The sequence below is a fragment of the Nocardia asteroides genome (genome assembly GCF_900637185.1).
In the GTDB taxonomy this organism is placed as follows: domain Bacteria; phylum Actinomycetota; class Actinomycetes; order Mycobacteriales; family Mycobacteriaceae; genus Nocardia; species Nocardia asteroides.
Genome location: NZ_LR134352.1, coordinates 4,530,995 through 4,551,443 on the forward strand (window position 1 = coordinate 4,530,995; position 20,449 = coordinate 4,551,443).

Consider the following 20,449-nt stretch of genomic DNA (forward strand, 5'->3'; position numbering starts at 1 on the left):
ACCGAGCGGCTAGGTCTCGTCGGACTTCTCGCCGCGCAGCGTCCGGTCGATCCAGGCGATGACGTCGGCCAGGATGTCCGGGCCCTCGGGTTCCTCCTCCAACCCGTGGTAGGTGCCGGGACAGATCCGCAGAGTCGCCGCCGGCACGAGGTCGACCACCTGGCGGCTGGCGGCGACCGGATTGATCAGATCGGCGTCTCCGTGCACCACGAGCAGCGGTACGGTGACTCGGGTGGCAGCCGATGCCACCCGATCCATCTGTGCCAGGACATCGATCGCGAAGCGCGCGGTCGCTCGCCCGTGGACCAGCGGATCGGCGCGCCGCGCGGCGATCACGGCGGGATCGCGATTCACACGCTCGAACCGCAGCCCGTTCGGCAAGGCCAGCGTGGCGAACGTGCGGCCGATCGTCCTGACGACGGCCAGCTTGAGCCGCTGGTTCCGCAGCTCCGAATCGAACGCCGGCCCGGTCACCACCACCGCGGCCACATCCGTTCCAGGCCGGTCCACCGCGTAGAGGAACGCGTAGAGCCCGCCCAGGCTGTGGCCGTACAGCACTACCGGTGCGCCACCTGTTCGCTCGCGCTCGTGCGCGATGAGATGGTCCACAGCCCTTGCTGTCGACTGGTATCGGACATCGCCGCGGCGTCCTTCGGATCGCCCGAATCCTTCGTAGTCCATGGCGAGTACGGAGTAGCCGGCCGCAGTGAACAGCCCAGCGGTGTCCTCGTAGCGGCCGGCGTGCTCGCCGAGACCATGCATGATGACGACACTGGCCCGTGGAGGCCCGCTCGGGGCCCAACGCAACGAGCTGAGTCGGGGCCCGCCGCCCTCCGGTGTGAAGGAGTGGGAGATGGGTGAATTGGTCACGAGCAGTTCCTTTCCGGTCTGCTCGAGCTTGTCCGCTTCTCCTGCCTCCGGGCTTGGACCAACCTGCTAGATCGGCTGGATCTCCCAGCGGATGGTGCTGAACGCGGTGGGTGGGGCACCGAAGGTTCGGCGACACGTCCGCGTGAGATGGGAGCTGTCGGTGAACCCGGCCAGGTGCGCCGCCTCGGTGAGCGTCCGCCCCTGCGCGACCGCCGCGGTGGCCCGGAGCAGCCGGAGCCATCGGACGTAAGCCCGGAAGGTGATGCCGAGATCCTGGGCGAACAGATGGGACAGCCGGCTCTCCGACAGGTGAACGGTCGCGGCGAGGTCGCTAAGCCGGACGGGTCGTGAGTCCAGCGCGGCCTGAAGGTGGGTGCGCGCGGCGGCGACTCCCGGATGAAGTGAGTGCGCGGTGCTTTCGGGAGGGCGCGGGCGCCCTTCCGCGTACGCGCGGTGACCCTGTGTCAGGGCCTGTCCCGCGCGCTGCCAGGCGCGAACGTGGGATGGATCGTCCACCAGCGAGGTCAGCTCGGCACCCAGGGAGGATTCTGGCTCGACGTGCGCCACGACGCCCCAGGCTCCGGCGGCGCTGAACGCGTGCGGCTGATCGGCGGGAACGATCGCCGCGTTGGTCCGAAGCTGACGGCCCTGGAGATCCTCGATGACGAACGTCCCCTGGTGGGCGATGGCCACCTGCACGGAGTGGTGAGAATGTCGCGGCAGACTGCCCAGCGGGCCCTCGATCTCGAGCACACCGGGACGAAGGCGTCCGGTGCCAGACCACCGCGCGATCCCGGGTTCTCGCTCGTCGGACGCGTGCACCGGCTGCAATATACGCGGCACGGGAGTGCTGCGACGTATTCGCGAAACGGCGGTCTCTCCATGGTCATTCGTTATCGCCCGGCCGTGACCCGGACGTCCCGCGTCGTAGACTCGACGTGTCCACGATCAGTGGCATCGGGGGATATCGGATCGGCGGAGGTGGGATCGGGATGTGGGATCGAGCGGAGATCCTCGAACGACTCGCCTTCCTCGCACGTGCGGATTCCGGGTTCACTCGGTTCGGTTCCGCATCCCACCGATACCGGCTGAATCAGCCAATCGCCCAATCCGAGGTCACGGCGTTCGAGACCCGGCATGGTGTGACGCTGCCGGAGGACTACCGGTCCTTCATCCTGGAAGTCGGGGACGGAGGTGCGGGCCCGTGCTACGGCATCTTCCGGCTCGATCGTCCCGACCTCGACGACGATCGCCGGGAGGATCTGATGCCCGGGTTTCTCGCCGAGGCGTTTCCGCACACACAATCCTGGAATGAGCGCAGCGACGGTACTCCCGAAGCCGAAGAGGAGTACTTCGATCGAGCCCACATTCGTGGTTCCCTGAACATGTCCCACCAGGGCTGCGGATACATGGTCCGACTGGTCCTCACCGGGCCCCAACGCGGCACCCTCTGGGAGGACGGGCGGTGCAGCGACGCCGGCGTCACTCCCTTCGCCGTCGGCTTCGCCGACTGGTACCTGCGCTGGCTGAAGCGCGATCCTCCGGCCCGGTGAGTCTGCGACGCGTGCCGCTCGGCGACGCCCTGAGCAGCGATGTGGTCGGCTTCGGCCTGGCGGGGCTGGTGCGGTTGGCACCTGGCATAACCGCCGGTCGGTTATAGTCGGGCCGTCGGCCGGGTCTCCGGCTTCGGTTGCGCCCCTGCGCGATCGCGCCCAGCGGCCGGCACGCGCCGGAAGGGTCCCGGCGCTGATGGGGTTCGGGAAGCAAGACAGTTGAGCGTTTCTGAAGGCATGAATTTTGCCGGGTATCGCCTCGAGCGACGCCTCGGCATGGGCGGGATGGGCACGGTCTACCTGGCCCAGCATCCACGGCTCCCCCGCAAGGACGCGCTCAAGATACTGTCCGACGGGCTCACCGCCGACCCGGCGTTCCGAGAACGATTCCTGCGCGAGGCCACGATCGCGGCCCGGCTCAACCACCCGAATCTGGTCGCGGTGCGCGATCGCGGTCAGCATGACGGCCGCCTGTGGATCGCGATGCAGTACGTCGACGGTGTCGATCTCGCGCAGCTGATCCGGCGCGGTCCGGCCGCGCTGCCGCTGGACCGGACCGTCCGGATCATCACCGAGGCGGCCAAGGGCCTCGACACCCTGCACCGCAAGGGCGTGCTGCACCGGGACGTGAAACCGGCGAACATCCTTGTCGCCGAACAGGACGGCAGGCTCGACCGCATCCTGGTCACCGATTTCGGCATCGCCAGACCTGCCGACGCGCCCACCGCGTCGACCGGCCCCGGGATCAGCGCCACCCTCGCCTATGCCGCCCCCGAACAGATCAACGGCGGAGCGGTGGATCGCCGGGCCGACGTCTACGCGCTGGGCTGCGTGCTCTACGAACTCCTCACCGGGTCGGTGCCGTTCCCCCGCGACAACCCCGCCGCGGTGATGTACGCCCACCTGCACGAGCCGCCACCCGCGCTGCACAAGGCCTCGCTGCCACCGGGTTTCGACACGGTGATCGCGACTGCGCTGGCCAAGAACCCCGACGAGCGCTACCAGTCCTGCGGTGCGCTCGCCGCAGCGGTACATGCCGCGGCGCAGGGCACGGTCCGGCTCACTGCCGTCACCCGCCCGCCGGTCCGGCGCAGGCGGCTGGCGTTCGGCGCCGCGGCCGCTGTCGTCCTGCTCGCGGCCACGGCGGCGATCCTCGGACTGAGCCGCACCGGGACCGAGCACTCGCCCGCCGCGATCCCGCTCGGTCCGCAGACCGGCGTGGACGCGGTGTCGTGGGGTGCGTACACGTATGTGGTGCAGGCCTTTCCGGAGCTCCTGCCCGCTTGGCAGTTCGGGGCGGGATATCAGGAGATGTGGGGGTGCCACCCGACCGACGACCGGCTGAAGAACGTTCCCATCGACGTCTACGTACCGATCGGCCGAATCCTGTGTTTCGGCAACAGCGAGCCGGCCAAGACGATCGACGTGGTCTGCAACGCCGACCGTACGCCGATCGCGCCACCGCCCACCTACGATCGCGCCGAGGGCAGCGAACAGTGGACGAGATCGTCGAGCCACGGGAATCTGCACTGGGGAACCTATCTCGACCGGGTGAAGGCGCCACAGCTGACCGGCTACCTTCGCGTGTATTTCGACGATCCCGACCGCAGTTTCTGCTACCTCGTCGTCACCGGCGCACGCGACGGCACCGAACTGCGCGCCGCCTGGTGGCCGGAGGCACCGCTGTGAGACTCGCACGCATGTCTTTCGCCCTCGGCCTGACCCTCGCGGCCCTCACCGGCTGCGCGGTGACCGGCGATCCGAGGCCGGTACCCGACCCCGCGAGCCTCGATGTGGGCCCGTACAGCCGGTATCCGCTCGCCGCGCCCACCCGCGGCAGCGAGCACTACGGCCGGGTGATCGAGTCGGTGCGGCTCGGCGAACTCGTCGCGAATCCCGCTCGGGTCGATCCCGCGCTGCACGTCCCGCGCACGCGATCGGGCTCGGACCCGCTGCCGACTCCCGCCAAAGCGGCAGCGCTGCTGGCGGATCCGGTTCGTGAGGTGCTGGAACGACACGGCATGCTCGCCGGATTCACCGTGGGCGCCAGCGATACGCGCCAGTTCGCGATCGGCAGTGGCCGGATCGTGCAGATCACCCTGCTGCGTTTCCCCGACGCGGCGACCGCGCGCCAGGCGGCGACCGAGATCGACTCCGCCGACGCGGCGATGAGCCCCGACAATGTCGCGGTCACGATTCCGGACCACCCGGCGGCGCGGGCGCACTGGCGTCCGTCGGTGCCGACGCTGGCGGCGACGATGGCCGTCGACTCCTTCGTCGTCACCGTGCTCGCCGGGCACACCACACCGGACCTCGGCGTTCTGACGACACTGGCGGGCAGGGTCTTCCTCGAGCAGCAGCCCTTGCTGCGCGATGTCACGCTCACCCCGCCGGCGGCTTTCGCCGACCTGCCGCTGGACCGCGACGGCATGCTGGGCCGCATGGTGCCGGAGGCGCCGGGGCGCTGGCCGTATCCGGTGGTCATCACGTCCGAATTCGCGGAAACCGCGGGTTGGGACGGTTTGGTGCAGCCGCACGGCATCATTCTCGGTCCGCGCGCGGGCCACTTCGCCAGCCCCGCCCCCGAGGTCCCCGAATTGACCGGCCTCAACCGGTTCGATCGGTTGCTGCGCTTCGCCGACACGGCGACCGCGACCACCTTCTTCTCGGGCCTGCAGCAGGACGATCCGAGGTCCTCGGTGCCGCCGCCGGCGGGCATGGTCGACATCAACTGCGCGGAGAGGGAGGGCGGTGCGCCGATGACCCGGTTCAGCTGCCGCCTCCGGCACGGCCGCTATGTCGCGGTGGTCTTCAGTCGCGACTACCAGGACGTGCACCATCGAGCGGCGGCGCAATACGCGCTGCTGGTGAACAGCGAGTAGCGCCGATGTCCGGAACACTTTCCCCAGGAGCGCTTTTCGCCGGATACCGGATCGAGCGCGTGCTCGGTGCCGGCGGTATGGGCACGGTGTACGTGGCCACGCATCCACGGCTGCCCCGCCGCGACGCGCTCAAGGTGCTGCCCGAGAATGCCGGTGCCGGTGCGGAATTCCACGCGCGCTTCCTGCGCGAGGCCGAACTGAGCGCGCGGCTGGACCATCCGAACGTCGTGTCGGTGTACGACCGTGGCGTCGAGGACGGTCAGCTGTGGATCGCCATGGAATTCGTCGACGGTACCGATGTGGCCGCGTTGCTGCGGCGCGAGTCGGCGCTGCCGCCGGCGCGCGCCGTGCACATCGTCACCGAGACCGCCCGTGGGCTGGACGAGGCGCACCGCAACGGCCTGCTGCACCGCGACGTGAAACCCGCCAACATCCTGCTCGAACCCGCCGACGACGCGCCCGAGCGGGTGCTCGTGGCCGATTTCGGCATCGCCAGGGCGGCCGGTGACGGCACCGCGTTGACCGCCGTCGGGACGGTCGTGGCGACCCTGGCCTACGCCGCGCCGGAACTGCTGACCGAGCAACGCGTCGATCACCGCGCCGACGTGTACGCCCTCGGCTGCACTCTGTTCGAATTGCTCACCGGTGCGAAGCCGTTCCCCCGGGATTCGGTGGTCGCGGTGATGCAGGCGCACCTGATGGCGCCACCACCGCGCGCCACCGCGAGCCGACCGGACCTGCCGCCCCCGATCGATGCGGTCCTGGCGCGCGCCATGGCGAAGAATCCGGAGGAGCGCTATTCCTCCTGCGGTGCCCTCGCCGCGGCCGCGGCAGCGGCTTTCGGCGTCGCGGTGGAGCAGACCGTCGTGGCGTCCCCACCGCCGATGCCGCCGCCCGTGGATGTCACCGTCGCGCCCCCGCCGGCTCCCACAGTGGTGAATCAGACTCCGCGACAGGCACATCGATGGCTGCGATACGCCGCCGCCGCGGCTGCGGTCGTCGCCTTCGTGGCGGCGACGACCGTCGCGGTGGTGCTCACCCGCGACCGCGGCGAGCAGGCGGCGAGCCCCGCCGCGCCGACCACAGCGGCCGGAGTGACCTGGGGCCGCTACTCCTTCATCGTCGACGCGCTGCCCCAGCTGCTGCCCGCCACGCCCACGCGAACCGGGCATCAGGGCATCCGCTGCGCCGCCATCGCCCGGGGCGCGGACGGCATCACCCAGCAGGCCGATCTCGACGTGCTGCCCGATCCCATCGCCCGCATCACATGCACGGGCGATGAGAATCCCGTTCGCGATGTCTACGTGGAATGTTCGACGAACCGGAGCCCCTACAGTCTGGTGGACGAACCGGGGGTCGTGCTCCTCGGTGACCACACCTGGAATCGGGCGTCCGGGCGCGGCCGGATCACCTGGTCGACCTTGGCGCTCTCCAGCGGCGATATCGGCACGATCGGGCTCTCCTTCGACGAACCGACCCGCAACTTCTGCATGGTCGTCGTGAGTGGCGGCAAGACCGGCCAGGACCTCTACGACCGGTGGTGGCCGAATGCGCCGTTCTGATCACGTGGCAACAGGAGGGCGGCGCCGGTGACGGTTTCGGACGACACGGAATTCGCCGGCTACCGCATCGAGCGGCGGCTCGGCGCGGGGGGAATGGGTGAGGTCTTCCTGGCCCGTCATCCCCGGCTGCCCCGCAACGACGCGGTGAAGATCCTGTCCGAGCGGCACGCGGGCGACGCCGAGTTCCGCGCGAGGTTCCTGCGCGAGGCCGAAGTCGCGGTGCGGCTGCAGCATCCGAATGTGGTCGCGGTGCGTGACCGCGGCGAACACGAGGATCAGCTGTGGATCGCCATGCAGTTCGTCGACGGCGGCGACGTGGCGGAGCTGATCCGGCGCGAGGGCGCCCTCCCGGTCGAGCGCGCGCTGCGGATTCTGGCCGACGCCGCCGACGGCCTCGACGAGATCCACCGGGTCGGCCTGCACCATCGTGACGTCAAGCCGGCGAACCTGCTGCTCACCACCGAACCGGGCGCGCCGGATCGGGTGCTGGTCACCGACTTCGGGATCGCGCGGTCGGCCGACGGCGACGGAACACTGTCCGAGGACGCGGGTTTCACCGCGACCCTGGCCTATGCCGCACCCGAACTGATCAGCGGCGACCCCGTCGATCACCGGGCCGATGTGTACTCGCTGGGGTGCACGCTGTACCAGCTGCTCACCGGGGAGGTGCCCTTTCCCCGCAGCAGTCCGGCGGCGGTGATGTACGCGCACCTGTCCGAGCCGCCACCGCGCCCCTCGTCCGCGAACAGCCGGGTACCGGCCGCGTTGGACGCGGTGATCGCCACGGCACTGGCCAAGGACCCGGCGCAGCGCTATCAGAGCTGCGGCGCGCTGGCCGCGGCGGCACGCGCCGCGTGCGCACCCGTCGCGCGGCCGCCGCGGCGGCCCTGGTGGTTCGCCGCCGCGGCGATCGTGACGACAATCGCTGTGGCGGTGGTTGTTTCGCTGGCCGTGGGCTCCGACGGCGACGACCCCGCTGTCACGGTCGCCGAGCCGACCGGCGTCGCCACGAACGCCGGGGCGTGGGGTGCGGCGGCCATGGCGGCCCAGGCGCTTCCGCGCCTGCTGCCCGTCGCGCCCGCGGCCGTCGGCTACCAGGACATGCACGACTGCGTTCACGCCGACGGCGACGGCAACCTGCTGCCCATCGACCAGCAGGCCGCGATCAGCGGAGTGTCCTGCCTCGGCGATCGCGACCCCGCCGAGCTGGTGACGGTGATGTGCCGGACCGACCGCACCGAGATCGCCGGTTACACCGCCGACATCGTCATCGAGGGCGAGCAGCGGTGGGCCCGCGGCGCGGACACGGGCAAGGTGCGCTGGGGAACCATCACGACCACCGACGGCTTCCCGATGGGCCGTCTCGACGCGATCTTCGACGGTCCCGACCGGAACTTCTGCCGCCTGCGGGTCTCCGGTGGAGAGTCGGGCTCGGCGTTGTGGGAACGCTGGTGGCCGGACGCGCCACTGGGGCAGAGATAGGACGATGGTGTCGCAGCGATTTCGGACCGTACTCGCCGTTGCCGCGGCGCTGACGGTGCTCAGCGGATGTGTGCGCCAGGGCGAACCTGCGCCGCAGCAGGTCGACCTGGCCACCCTGGACGTCGGGTCGCACGGCAGCGACCCGATGGCGGCGCCGACGGCGAGCAACGACAAGTACGGCCGTGTGCTCGAGTCGGTGCGCATGGGCGAAGTCATGATCGACCCCGTCGAGGTCGATCCCGCCCTGACCTACGGCGTCCAGGAGCGGACCGCGCCGCTGCCGACGCCGTTGACCGCGGCGGGCATCCTCGCCGAGCGCGTCCGTGAGGCGCTCGAATCGCACAGCATGCTGGCCGGATTCGCGGTCAGCGGCAGCGATGTCAACCTGTACGGCAAACGGCCGGAGGTCGGCGCCTCGCGCTTGCTGACGGTGCTGCTGCTGCGTTTCCCCGATGACATGTCCGCCCGGCTGGCCGCCAGGCAGATGAACGCCACCGATGCCGCGATCAGCCCGGACAACGTCGACGTGCGCGTCGAGGGGTACCCGGGCGCGTTCGCGCACTGGCGTCCGAACGTGCCGACCATGGCGGCCACCTTTGCCCACGGCTCGTTCGTCATCAGCGTGCTGGCCGCGCACACCAGCCCCGATCAACAGGTGCTGACGGGCTTGGTGCGCAAGGTGTTCGACGCGCAGATCCCCCGGCTCGGCGATTTCCGCGCGACCCCACCGGCGGATTTCGACACTCTGCCGCTGGACCGGGACGGCATGCAGGCACGGCTGCTGCCCTTCGGTCCGGGGCGATGGACCTATCCGACCGTCGTCGCCTCGGATGTCGATACCAATGCGGGCTGGTCGGCAGCGCTGTCCGTCTACGGTGTGGTCCTCGGGCCACGGGCGACCCGGCTGATGAAACACTACGGCTTCAAGGACCCGATCGAGATCGTCGCGATGAACGACTTCGATGTGCTCGAGCGGTTCCCGGACGCGGTCAGCGCGCGGAAGGTGTTCGACGCGGAGCGGCAGGCGGTACAGCCCACCGAGCTCGCCGAGAGCCCGGCAGGGGTCCCGGATGCGTATTGCACGAAGGTCCGCTCGGCCCCCGCGTCGCCCCACCAGGCTGCTTGTCACGTGCTCCACGGCAGGTACACCGCCGCGCTCACCGGCTGGAGTCCGGCGAACGCACAGCAGCGTGCGGCCGCGCAGTACGCGTTGCTGGTGCGCAGTGAATAGGCGAATCCTGCCGCCGGGCACCGTTTTCGCGGGCTATCGGATCGAGCGGGTGCTCGGTAGCGGCGGCATGGGCACGGTCTACGTGGCCGCGCATCCCCGGCTGCCACGCCGCGACGCGCTCAAGGTGCTCGCGGGCGAGTTCGGCGCCGACCCCGAGTTCCGTGCGCGCTTCGTCCGCGAGGCCGAACTCGCCGCCCAGCTCGACCATCCCAACATCATCGGCGTCTACGACCGGGGCATCGAGCACGGTCAGCTGTGGATCGCCATGCGGTTCATCGACGGCCCCGACGCGGCCGCCCTCCTGCGCGCTGATGCGCTGCCCCCGTCCCGTGTCGCGCATCTGATCACCGGTGTCGCGCGCGGGCTCGATCACGCGCATCGGGCCGGGATGCTGCACCGCGATGTCAAACCGGCCAACATCCTCGTCGAAGTGATTCCGGGACAACCGGATCGGGTCGCCGTCACCGACTTCGGCATCGCCAAGGCCGTCGCGGGCACGACGCTGACCCAGGCGGGGACGATCCTGGCGACGGTCGCCTACGCGGCGCCGGAGCAGCTGAGCGGAGCCGTGGTCGATCCGCGCGCCGACGTCTATGCCCTCGGTTGCACCCTGTACGAGCTGTTGACCGGCGCGAAGCCGTTCCCGCGGGCGAGCGTCGACGCCGTGATCACCGCCCATCTGACCGAACCTCCCCCGCGCCCGAGCGCCGTCGCGGACCTGCCGCGTGCGATCGACGAGGTGATCGCCCGCGCGATGGCCAAGGATCCGCAGCGGCGCTACGCGAGCTGCCATGAGCTCGCGAGTGCGACGGCCAGGGCCTTGGGACTCGAAGCGGAGTCGGTGCCGGTCGGCCGCAGGGCCCCCCGCCGTGGGCTCGTCGTCGCGCTGGGCGCCGTGGCCGCGGTGGCCGTGCTCGCGGTAGCGGGTGTCGTCGTGCTGAACCGTGACTCGTCCACGTCGGGCGCGTCCGGACCGACTTCCTCGGCGGTGGCGCTCGATCCGAATTCCTGGGCAGCGCACCAGTGGGTGATCGACGCGTTCCCTGGCTTGCTGCCGAAAACACAGGTGGACAGTGGCTTTCAGGGCATCCTGTGCTCGCCCGTCGACGAGAACCAGCGCACCATCGACGCGCGCGAAACCCGCTATTCGACGCACACGCTCGCCTGCAACGGCAACCGCGACCCGGTGTCGCGCCTGATCCTGCAGTGCGGCACCGACGAACCCGCGCCGGAGTTCAAGCCGTCCCCGCGCGCGACGGTGATCGGTGACGAGGACTGGCAGCGCCCGAGCGGCCGCGGCCACGTCCGCTGGAGCGACACCACCGACGTGGACCGGCCCGCCGGCGAGCTGCAGCTCACCTTCGCCGACGGGCCGCGGACCACCTGCGTACTCACCGTCACCGGCGGCACCTCGGGCCAGGACATCTTCGACCGCTGGTGGCGCGACGGCCCACTGTAGGCACGGGCGCAGCCATCAGACACCACCTTCGAGCCAGTCACTGCCGGCAGCCGTGGGCCGTCAGGCCGGTGGGATGCGTGGTCCCCAGTAGTTGAGGTGAGCGGCCGAGTGGGCCAGCGCAGTGCGGGCGGGAATGATGTCCCAGATTCCGTATTTGTCGTGGGGGAAGTCGCGCAGGAAGTTGGTCAGGGCCACCGCGGTGGCGAACAGGCGGGCGGGATCGACCGGTCCCAGAATTCCCGAGTTCGCCCAGTCGACAAGGTGTTCGGCGATCCCGATGATCATGGCGACCGGGTCGGTGAGAGTGAATTCGGTGGCGATGTCGTAGGCCTGTTTCAAATAGGTGCCCGCGATGTCGGCGTTGCCGTAGATGTCGCCGGGCAGGCAGTAGTCGAACCAGTCGATGGGATGGGTCTCGGTGATGTTGTCACCCGAGATGCCCTGGAAAGCAAGGGAATTGCCGAGATGGAAGGTGCGACCCAGCCCGCGGTGCGGTGAGGCGAGAGCGTGTACCCAGCGGCAGTCGCCGCGGCGGCTCTGCAGCGAACCGGACACGATCTCGCGACCGACCAGAGACACGACCGCCCCGCCCTGGCTGTAGCCGAGCAGGCCGAACGTCCCCTCGTGCGCGTTGATCAATCTGGTCAGTTCGGCGATACCCATGTCGCGGGAGGCGCGGTAGGACGGTCGGCCCAGTGCGTCGAGCAGGGCGTCGCCGCCGCCGGGGACGGGTCCGAAACTGGCGGGATAGTTCACGTATTCGATGTCGAACCATTGCGGGTCGAGGGCGTTGGTGATGCCGGTCAGCATGCCGATGGGGTCCGACGGGCTGATTCCGCCCGGGTTGGCGTTGGCGGCGGCGACGGCTTCCCACGTGCCGGGCACGCAGAACAACCTGTGCTTGGTGAGGGTCAGGTCGGGAATGATCAGGGTCTGCCCGACGGTGATCGTGTTCGGGTCCGCGAGCTTGTTGGCGGCCGCGATCAGCGGAAACCGCGCGCGGTCGCCGTAGAACCGCTCGGCCAGACCGGACAGTGTGTCACCGGCGACCACTGTGTGGGTGGCGGTGAGCCCGGGAATGACGAGCACCTGACCGACCCTGATCACGTTCGGGTCGGCGATCCGGTTCGCGACGGCGATCACCGGATACAGCGACGAGTCGCCGTAGAAGCGCCCGGCCAGCGCCGACAGGGTGTCACGTGCAGCAACCGTATAGCGGATAGCCATGATCGACCTCTCGTCCTCGGATCAGCATCGACGATTCCATTACCAGGCAAAATCGTCCCGAGTGGTGGACTACTCGAAAATTGCGCCGATATCGACACCGTTGCGGCAGGACGGGCCGATGCGAGGCGAGATACTGCGGAAACCGGTCCAACAGGCACGCGTATACGTATGCCGATGCTCACCGAAACTTCGCTCGGCAGCTGGAATGGACGCACCTACGCCCGTATCGGCCTCGATGACGATCTGTCGGATCCGATGGCCGTCGAGCAGATGTGGGTCCACTACTGCGACCACGCGTTTCCTTCGGTCGTGCCGAGAGCACCGTCAGTCGTTCCGCGACAAGGTCGACCACGCCTGAGGCTTTCACTCGCGATTGGCTCGCACCTCGATGGCGTCCATGAACAAGTCGAGCGCGATATCGAACTGGTCTTCCTCGTCCACCTCGGACAGGTACGGCGCGACCGCGGCGATGTTGGGGTACTGGGCCGGGGGCAGGGCGAGATATTCGCGGCTCCAGGCGTCGCGGTCCCCGGCCATGGCTTCTGCGGGTAAGGCCATCAGCGTGGCTTCCATGGAGGCGTAGGCCAGCGCGATTTCGACCAGCGCCCGGTAGCACGATGCGGCTTCGCGGCCTTGCAGGCCCGCTTGCCGCAGGGCGCCGAGGACGATCTCGGCGCCCTCGAATTCTGATGCCCGGCGGGTGGTGCGACCGGAAACAACTACCGCGACCTGCGGATGCGCGTGGCAGGCGAGCCTCACACGCTGTGCCAGGCCTTTGAGCGTGGCTCGCCAGTCCTCGCTCACTTCGACTCCGGCGAGCGCTTCGGTCATCAGCCGATCCGCCAAGGCCAGCATCAGATCGTCCTTGCCGCGGAAGTGCCGCAAGACCGCGGTGTGGTCGACGCCGAGTTCTGTGCCGAGCCGCCGAAACGTGAGGGCATCGGACCCGTCGGCCTCGATGATTCCCATCGCCACCTCGATGATCCGATCCGGGGTGAGACCGCCGCGTGGGGCGCGTTTCCGGATCGGGGCGGCAGGGCTGGTCGGCATCGCGTCAGCATACCCGCCATTTAATCACCACTGTTGACACCAATGGTGACAAATGGTTGCATTCTGGCCACCTCACAGGAACGGAGAACACATGTTCAAGCGAAGTCTGGTCGTCGCGATCTCGGCGGCGGCGGTGTTGTCGGCGCCGTGGGCGGCTCCCGCACAGGCCGAGGGCGCGTTGCCGTTGCCCCTGTTGCCGCACGTGCCCTTCTACTTCACCGACACCGCGGGTGCCTCCAACCGACCGGAGCCGCTGACGGCGCAGGGTCTCAAAGCGCTCGATGCCACCTACGTCTACCAGGGCAAGACCCATACCGTCGCCGACTACCTGGAGCGGTCGTCGACCAGGGGATTCCTGGTCATGAAGGGCAACCAGATCCTCGACGAGCGCTACTTCGGCGGCTATTCGGCAACCAGCCGCTTCAACTCGTGGTCGGTCGGAAAGTCGATCACCTCTGCCGCGCTGGGAGTCGCGGTGTCGGAGGGGCGGATCGCCTCGATCGACGACCCGGTCACCAAGTACGTCCCGGAGCTGACGAAAAGTGGCTACAACGGGGTGAGCATCCGCAACGTCTTGCAGATGTCGTCAGGCACCGCCTACGACGAAACCGACTACACCAACCCCACCAAGGGCTCGACCGCCACCACGATCCGCATGGTCGCCGGCACTTCGCTGATCGACCAGGCCAAGGAGATCAAGCGCGAGCGGCCCGCGGGAACGAAGTTCAACTACGACTCCATGGACACTTTCGTCCTGGGCTGGGTCGTGTCGAAGGCGACCGGCAAGTCGCTCTCGGACTATGTCGAGGACCGCATCTGGAAGCCGTCCGGTATGGAGACCTCGGCACTGATCGGCAAGGACTACACAGGCAGCACCATCGGCTACTGCTGCTACCACGCGACGGTCCGCGACTTCGCCCGGTTCGGCCTGCTGTATCTACGTGACGGCCAAGCCGGCGGCAAGCAGGTCGTGCCCGCGCAGTGGGTCAAGGACTCCACCCATGCCTCTGCACCGCACCTGCAGCCGGGCAGCCTGCGCCCCGACAAGCCCGAAAGCTCGGAGAACAACTATGGCTACGGCTACCAGTGGTGGCTGGGCGACGGCGACCGCGGCGACTACTCCGCGATCGGCATCCTCGGCCAGTTCATCTACGTCTCGCCCAGGGACGGCATCGTGATCGTCAAGAACAGCGAAGACCTCAACTCCGAGGCCACCATGGGCGAAGCCATCCACGCTTTCCGCGCCATCGCCGACGCTGCCGCCAAGCGATGACCTCGATCCGATGACAACACGTCCGGTCCCGCACCGGAGCCCGGGACCGGACGTGGCCCTCAACTGGAGATCTGATGCTGACAATCCGCGGCAATCCCCGAGGCTCAGTTGAACGCCATTCGCCGATGTCTGGACGCCGAATGCGGGTTTCCGGTGCCGGCGCTACTTGGTCCGAGCTACGGCACCATCCTGATTCCCGGCTCGTCTGTCTTGGCTCGCCGAATCTATGAGCTGCCCAGGCTGCTGTCAGCCGCGGTGCGGCAGGAGACCACAACTGTCGCCGTCGAATCCGCGACGGACTCCATCGCCGAGGCCGCCGGCACGGCCCACGAACTTCTCGACCTCGCGATCCGCCTCCGCAAGGAGCCCCGGCTCTACGTCTTGGGTGAGCTGGCTCTGGAGTATCAGCTCACCCGCCCCGGGCCCGGACGTGATCAGTTGGTCTCGCTGCTGGAACCTCTCGAGGAGCATCCCGAGCTGATCCGCACCCTGGCGGCGATGATCCGCCAGAGCTTCGATCGCAAACGCAGTGCTAGGCGGCTGTGCGTTCATCCCAACACCATCGACTATCGGATGCGTCGGATCTCGGCTCTGACCGGTCTGCCCGTCGCTCACGCCTCGCAGTGGCGATTGTTCGCCGCCTACACCGCCCGGGCTTTCGTCCGAGCCGAACGCGCTCACCATCTCGGCGCCGAAACACGCTGACCTCCCGGGCTGTAGCCCTCGGTACACGGTATGACCTCGGATCGTTTGCCCGCACCCGCGGAAGGCGAATGGGAACAACGCGGTCGCCCTGGGAGGCCGATCAGGTGTTCCGTCGGACCGTTGTCGAGTTGACATCGACGCGGTCACCGTGAAGGTTGGTCGGGCGCAGCTGGGCCAGCGAGTGGCCGTTCCGGTCTACCAGTGCAGAGTGCGCTTCGCCGTCGGCGAAGGTGTTCCGTTCGCCCCACTGACGCATGGCCACGATGACCGTGAAAAGGTCTCTGCCCGCTTCGGTGAGTACGTAGATCTGCCGGCGTCCGGATATCGCCGTCTCTCGCCCGAGGATGCCGTGATCGACGAGGCGGCGAAGCCGGTCGGTGAGGATGTTGCGCGCGACCCCGGTGCGATGCTGGAAGTCGGTGAAAGACCGCGCACCGTCCATCGCGTCGCGAATGATCAGCAGGCTCCACCGGTCTCCGACCAGGTCGAGTGCGCGCGCCACTGGACATGCGGGGTCGGTCCATGTCACGTCGCCGGAACGCACGGCTGGTTTCATCACGGCTCCCGATAAGTTGCGGATTGAAACCATTCTGCCATACTCCAATCAGTTGCAAATTGCTACTGATTGGAGAAGGTGTGGGACCCTCGCATGGCCGAAGGACGCTGCTCGCGATGGTCTGCGCGGTCGCCGTCGCGACGATGTACGTTGCCCAGCCCGTGCTCGCGCAGATGGGGCGAGACCTGGGAGTGCCCGAGTCCGACCTGGGCTGGATCGTCGCTGCGGGACAGCTCGGCTACCTGGCCGGCCTGGCTGTCCTCGTCCCCCTGGGAGACATGCTGGACCGGCGCACGCTCATCGGCGGCCAGCTCCTCCTCGCCGCCGTCGGCATGCTGGTGGCGGCCCTCGCCCCTGGTCCGTGGATACTGCTCACCGGCCTTGCGGTGACCGGCCTGTTCGCCGTCGTCGTGCAGACCACCGTCGCGTTCGCCGCCGACCTGTCGGCGCCGGCGGAGCGGGGCCGCACGCTCGGAATCGTCACCTCCGGCGTCATCATCGGAATCCTGGGGGCTCGCGTCCTGGCCGGCATCCTCGCCGGACTGTGGGGATGGCGCAGCGTCTACACCACGCTCACGCTGCTGCTCGTCATGCTCGCGCTCGTCGTCCTGAAGCTGCTGCCGGCAGACCACCGGTCGAATCGCCGGACCTACGGCGACGTGATGAAGTCGCTCGGGCAGCTCTGTCGCGAGCCGCTGTTCATCTCGCGGGGCCTGGTCGCGTTCTTCCTCTTCGCTTCGTTCGGCACGCTCTGGAGCGGACTCGCCCTACCGCTCGCGGCCGAACCGTGGCAGCTGAGCACGACCCAGATCGGCATGTTCGGAATCGCCGGGCTCACTGGTGCACTCGGGGCAGCACGGGCAGGTCGATGGGCGGACGCAGGCAGAGCCGACGCGGTGACCGGTGGCGCACTCGCATTGCTGACACTGTCCTGGATCGCATCCGGGCAGGCGAGCTGGTCACTCTGGCTGGTGATCGTCGGTGTCGTCGTCCTGGACTTCGCAGTCCAGGCCACCCACGTCAGCAACCAGAGTCTTCTCACCGACGCCTACTCGGACCGGACCAGCAGCGCCATCGGCGGCTACATGATCTTCTACTCGCTCGGCTCCGCCCTCGGCGCGACCACCACCACCGCGGTGTACTCCGCTACAGGGTGGACGGGATCTGCCGTTCTGGGCGCCGGCTTCTCGCTCTGCGCACTACTCACCTGGGCACTCAGCCGGCGCACGGTCACGAGAACGCGACATGACGTCGCCGATCAGAGATCAGTCCTGTCAGCGCCTACGAAGTAGCGAAGACGATCCACCAGAGCATTCCAGGTTTGGGCGAAGTAGCCGCAAAGCGACAGCTCCTTGCGAACGCACGGCCGTGGTCGTGCCGGCCTCGACTGCGACGGGATCCCGCGTCGTTCTCCGGCGTCGACGGCGGTGCGGTTGCGGCATCGTCAAGCGCGGGGCCCGCGCTCGTGTAACCCGAGGCGGGCGAGCAGTCTCGTCTGCGAGCAGAGCCAGGGTCCGGGGCGCTCTCCGGATCAGCGCACAGTCACGCAGCATCCAGGTGGCGGACGAGGTCGACCGACGGGCCAGTACGACGAGAGCACTCGACTGCATGGTGCGCTGTCATCCTCCGGCGCCCTGCGCAGTTTCGTCAAAACCCAATGTGCTGGGGCAATTCGGCCCTGGGCCACTATTCCATTGCGTCGACGCCTCTTCCCAGCGCGAGGGCAACGGCTTCGGTCGGCGTGGCGGCGACTGCGCCGAGGTCGACGGGCTCGCCGTCTCGGAAGACTTCCCAGCCGCCCAGCTGGACGACCGGAATTCCACCGCGCCGATTCGCGAGGGCGAGCTCGGACAGCGTCCCCGGCGAGCCCCCGATGACGATGACGCCGTCGACCGACTCGACGATGATCGAATTCCTTGCCTCGCCCATCCCCGTCCAGATCACCACCGAAAGTCCATCGCATATCGCGTCGCGGTCGGTGTCCGGCCGGATCCCGACCACGAGACCACCTGCGGCAGAGGCTCCGCGAGCCACCGCCGCCATCACGCCGCGGCCACCACCGCACACGACGGTGACACCCGCCTCCGCGAGGAGCCGACCGACTTCCTCGGCTCGCTCGGCGTCGATGTCTCTGCAATCGCGCGGTCCGCAGACCGCTATCTGCCTCGCGACCACCCTCGTATCCTCCGCCCTGGCGCCTGAGACATCTCTCGGCCGGGTCTGCCTCACACACTGTGGATCCGAACTCGATGTCATACCGATACAGCGAAAGTCGTTGGAACCGAGCATATTCTGGCAGACCGCCGGTCCATCTCCGCGAAGACATACCCATCGACCCCCGCATGCCGCATGCCGCATGCGGCAATCTACATCCGACCGCATCTCAGGCACACTCACAGCGCGCGAAGCAGTACAGGTGGACCGGTCAGCCGAGCTGGAGAGTCCGCCAACAGCTCACCAGCGCCGTCCACCGAGAGCTCGACCGCTGCCGCGAAGCCGTCGACACCGGCGCCAGAGATGCCAGCTAGACCAGGATCGAGCCGAGCCCGGCGCAACCGTCGCGTGTTTGTCTGCCTACGTAGGCCGATAAACACGCTTCGCCCCTGGAGCCTTCGCCGAGCCGATGGAAGCACTCGGCGGCATCGCCGGAGACCGCTCCGACGATCATCGTCAACTCCGACAAAACACCAGGTCAACTAGGCGATTTGGATTCCGACACCACGTCGGATAATCTTTTGGCACACCAGCAAGTCCGGGTGGCGGAATGGCAGACGCGCTAGCTTGAGGTGCTAGTGCCCGTATTAGGGCGTGGGGGTTCAAGTCCCCCTCCGGACACAGATAGTACCCACACGGGTGGTACCGCTTCGGCGGGACCACCCGTTTTTCGTTTCTCTAGGCGAGCTCGAGGCAAGCTGGCGGTGGCCGCTGTCCTATCGCCGGCGTCGGCACAGCGGAAGATACAGAGGCCGCTGTGTGCCCCCTCGGTGGCACGGCTGGCGGGCTGCGTGGCCGTTGGAGGTCGCGGAGATGAGTCGGCGGCGTTTTGGGCGTGGCTGTGGGTGATCGAGTGCGCCGAATAGGCACGGGGCACCCGGGTAATGCTCGGAGGATTTGGCGGTGCTGGGGACCGGCTAGGGCTGCCCCTCACTGCTTTACGTTCGTGAGGCGCGCGGCTCATATACCGATGGCCTCGAACGAGGCCGGCGGGTGCCCCGGTCGATATCAAGTGTCCTGACGTGACGGCGCGGTCAGAGGTAGCCGCAGGTTCGCCGCCTCGGCCGAGTAGAAACACGGCCGCGCAGGGCGGCCGCCCGAAGGGTCAGACGGCTCGGGCCGGTTCCGCGACCGGCGGGGTGTCGACCGGGGGTTGTGCGGTGGGCTTGCGGCCGGTGACGAGAAACAGGACGACCAGGGCCACGGCGAGCCAGACGTAGGTGTCGCCGACCACGTGTTGCCACCAGGTCCAGGAGGTCTCGCGGTGTTCGCCGTCGGGCAGGAAGCTGTGGGGCGCGATGACGAAGACGGCGGCGACGCCGAGGGCGGTCGCGTACCAGCCGGCGGCACTGCGGGCGGGCAGGGTGCGGGCCTGGCAGACGATGGCCAGGAGGGCGGGGGCGATCCAGATCCAGTGGTGCGACCAGGAGATCGGGGACAGCAGCAGGGTGAAGACGGCGTTGAGGGACAGGGCGATCGCGGGGGCGTCGGCGGCCTTGCGCATGGCGGCCACGACCAGGGCCAGCAGGAGGGCGCCGAAGAACAGCCACAGGGCGTCGAACGGGAGGCCGGTGACGTGCAGGCGGGCCAGGACGGCCTGGATGGACTGGTTGGTGTGGAACGCCGAGCCGCTCAGGCCCGAGACGTTGCCGAGGCCGCCGAACCAGTAGCGGGTGGACTCGCCCGGCAGCAGCGCGAAGGACACGACGGTGGCGATCGCGCCGGTGGCCGCGGCGGTGGCGGCGGCCTTGTAGTCCTTGCGGACGAGGAAGAACAGGACGAAGGCGGCGGGGGTCAGTTTGATGGCGGCGGCCAAGCCGATGAGCATGCCGCGCGGGTAGCGGGTCTTGGGGAGCAGGCAGTCGGTGGCGACGAGCACCATCAGCAGCAGGTTGACCTGGCCGAAGTCGATGGTCGAACGCACCGGTTCCAGCAGCATCGCGGCGGGCAGGGCGCACGCGGTCACCAGGAGTGCGGCGTGGCGGCTGTTCGGGTGGTAGCGGCGGGCGACCAGGAACAGGGTCCACGCCAGGGCCGCGACCGAGACCACGACATAGAGGATCTTCGCGGCGCCCCAGGGCAGCAGCGCGAAGGGCGCCAGGGCGATGGCGGCGAAGGGCGGGTAGATGAACGGCAGGCCGATCCCCGCGGAGGTCTTGGGGAGTTGGCCGTACATGTCGGCGCCGTCGCGCATGGCCTCGATGCCGAGGCGGTAGACCTGCAGGTCGATGAATCCGCCGGAATAGGGTTCGAACGGCCACAGTGGCGTCCGCACGCACACGATCGACACGACGGTGAGCAACACCGGCACCAGCCACCATGCTCGATTGATCGGGCGTGGGGATCGCTGCTGCGCAGGGTGGGTGGTGTCACTACTCATCCGCG

17 protein-coding genes and 1 tRNA gene are annotated in these 20,449 nt (G+C 68.6%); 11 read left to right on the plus strand and 7 right to left on the minus strand.

All coding sequences use genetic code 11. The features are described from left to right. Positions 1-9 precede the first annotated feature (9 nt). The gene (locus EL493_RS21215) at positions 10-762 is read right to left on the minus strand and encodes an alpha/beta hydrolase (RefSeq protein WP_081723190.1); all 753 of its coding nucleotides are present in this window, start codon (positions 760-762) and stop codon (positions 10-12) included. Positions 763-936: 174 nt separating this feature from the next. Then, positions 937-1,623 (minus strand): helix-turn-helix transcriptional regulator, encoded by a 687-nt coding sequence (locus EL493_RS21220; protein ID WP_019047341.1) that lies wholly within the window; start codon positions 1,621-1,623, stop codon positions 937-939. A 389-nt stretch (positions 1,624-2,012) separates the two neighbouring features. Here EL493_RS21220 and EL493_RS21225 point away from each other — a divergent pair, with 389 nt between their 5' ends. From EL493_RS21225 to EL493_RS21250, 7 genes are all read left to right on the plus strand, one after another. Then, positions 2,013-2,423, plus strand: a complete 411-nt coding sequence (locus tag EL493_RS21225; protein WP_197724353.1) for a hypothetical protein — start codon at positions 2,013-2,015, stop codon at positions 2,421-2,423. A 219-nt stretch (positions 2,424-2,642) separates the two neighbouring features. Further along, entirely contained in the window at positions 2,643-4,112 is a 1,470-nt protein-coding gene (locus EL493_RS21230) for a serine/threonine-protein kinase (RefSeq protein ID WP_198040974.1), read from the plus strand. 11 nt (positions 4,113-4,123) lie between these two features. After that, complete coding sequence (locus tag EL493_RS21235) at positions 4,124-5,305, plus strand: DUF7373 family lipoprotein (protein WP_022566815.1); 1,182 nt, start codon at positions 4,124-4,126, stop codon at positions 5,303-5,305. Between the two features lie 5 nt (positions 5,306-5,310). Beyond that, a complete protein-coding gene (locus tag EL493_RS21240) occupies positions 5,311-6,867 on the plus strand; it encodes a serine/threonine-protein kinase (RefSeq protein ID WP_022566814.1) in 1,557 nt (518 codons plus the stop codon). A gap of 27 nt (positions 6,868-6,894) precedes the next feature. Next, on the plus strand, positions 6,895-8,349 hold the full coding sequence (locus tag EL493_RS21245; protein WP_019047345.1) for a serine/threonine-protein kinase: 1,455 nt from the start codon (positions 6,895-6,897) through the stop codon (positions 8,347-8,349). Positions 8,350-8,353: 4 nt separating this feature from the next. Beyond that, positions 8,354-9,580, plus strand: coding sequence for a DUF7373 family lipoprotein (locus EL493_RS32450; RefSeq protein ID WP_019047346.1), 1,227 nt, complete (start codon positions 8,354-8,356; stop codon positions 9,578-9,580). Further along, the gene (locus tag EL493_RS21250; protein WP_162178126.1) at positions 9,573-11,039 is read left to right on the plus strand and encodes a serine/threonine-protein kinase; all 1,467 of its coding nucleotides are present in this window, start codon (positions 9,573-9,575) and stop codon (positions 11,037-11,039) included. The genes EL493_RS32450 and EL493_RS21250 overlap by 8 nt, the downstream gene beginning before the upstream one ends. Positions 11,040-11,099: 60 nt before the next feature. On the opposite strand, the gene EL493_RS32765 is transcribed toward EL493_RS21250, so the two are convergent. Together EL493_RS32765 and EL493_RS21260 are read right to left on the minus strand one after the other, a co-directional pair. Further along, positions 11,100-12,266 (minus strand): LysM peptidoglycan-binding domain-containing protein, encoded by a 1,167-nt coding sequence (locus EL493_RS32765; protein WP_022566812.1) that lies wholly within the window; start codon positions 12,264-12,266, stop codon positions 11,100-11,102. A 363-nt stretch (positions 12,267-12,629) separates the two neighbouring features. After that, entirely contained in the window at positions 12,630-13,235 is a 606-nt protein-coding gene (locus tag EL493_RS21260; RefSeq protein ID WP_198040975.1) for a TetR/AcrR family transcriptional regulator C-terminal domain-containing protein, read from the minus strand. Between the two features lie 172 nt (positions 13,236-13,407). Between EL493_RS21260 and EL493_RS21265 the strand changes: the two genes are divergently transcribed. Together EL493_RS21265 and EL493_RS21270 are read left to right on the plus strand one after the other, a co-directional pair. Beyond that, positions 13,408-14,589 carry a serine hydrolase domain-containing protein gene (locus EL493_RS21265; RefSeq protein ID WP_019047348.1) on the plus strand — a complete coding sequence of 394 codons (1,182 nt, stop codon included), beginning with the start codon at positions 13,408-13,410 and terminating at the stop codon, positions 14,587-14,589. Between the two features lie 108 nt (positions 14,590-14,697). After that, positions 14,698-15,294, plus strand: coding sequence for a PucR family transcriptional regulator (locus tag EL493_RS21270; RefSeq protein ID WP_126405829.1), 597 nt, complete (start codon positions 14,698-14,700; stop codon positions 15,292-15,294). 100 nt (positions 15,295-15,394) lie between these two features. On the opposite strand, the gene EL493_RS21275 is transcribed toward EL493_RS21270, so the two are convergent. Then, positions 15,395-15,850 (minus strand): winged helix-turn-helix transcriptional regulator, encoded by a 456-nt coding sequence (locus EL493_RS21275; RefSeq protein WP_030202336.1) that lies wholly within the window; start codon positions 15,848-15,850, stop codon positions 15,395-15,397. A gap of 116 nt (positions 15,851-15,966) precedes the next feature. On the opposite strand from EL493_RS21275, the gene EL493_RS21280 reads away from it, so the two are divergent. Continuing rightward, the gene (locus EL493_RS21280; RefSeq protein ID WP_019047351.1) at positions 15,967-17,142 is read left to right on the plus strand and encodes an MFS transporter; all 1,176 of its coding nucleotides are present in this window, start codon (positions 15,967-15,969) and stop codon (positions 17,140-17,142) included. Positions 17,143-17,536: 394 nt separating this feature from the next. Here the strand turns inward: EL493_RS21280 and EL493_RS21285 are convergent, their stop codons facing one another. Further along, complete coding sequence (locus tag EL493_RS21285; protein ID WP_022566809.1) at positions 17,537-18,025, minus strand: SLOG cluster 4 domain-containing protein; 489 nt, start codon at positions 18,023-18,025, stop codon at positions 17,537-17,539. Positions 18,026-18,600: 575 nt separating this feature from the next. On the opposite strand from EL493_RS21285, the gene EL493_RS21290 reads away from it, so the two are divergent. Continuing rightward, positions 18,601-18,685: transfer RNA gene (locus EL493_RS21290), tRNA-Leu, on the plus strand. Between the two features lie 484 nt (positions 18,686-19,169). Here the strand turns inward: EL493_RS21290 and EL493_RS21295 are convergent. Further along, a complete protein-coding gene (locus EL493_RS21295; RefSeq protein WP_051719485.1) occupies positions 19,170-20,444 on the minus strand; it encodes a glycosyltransferase 87 family protein in 1,275 nt (424 codons plus the stop codon). Positions 20,445-20,449: the final 5 nt, after the last annotated feature.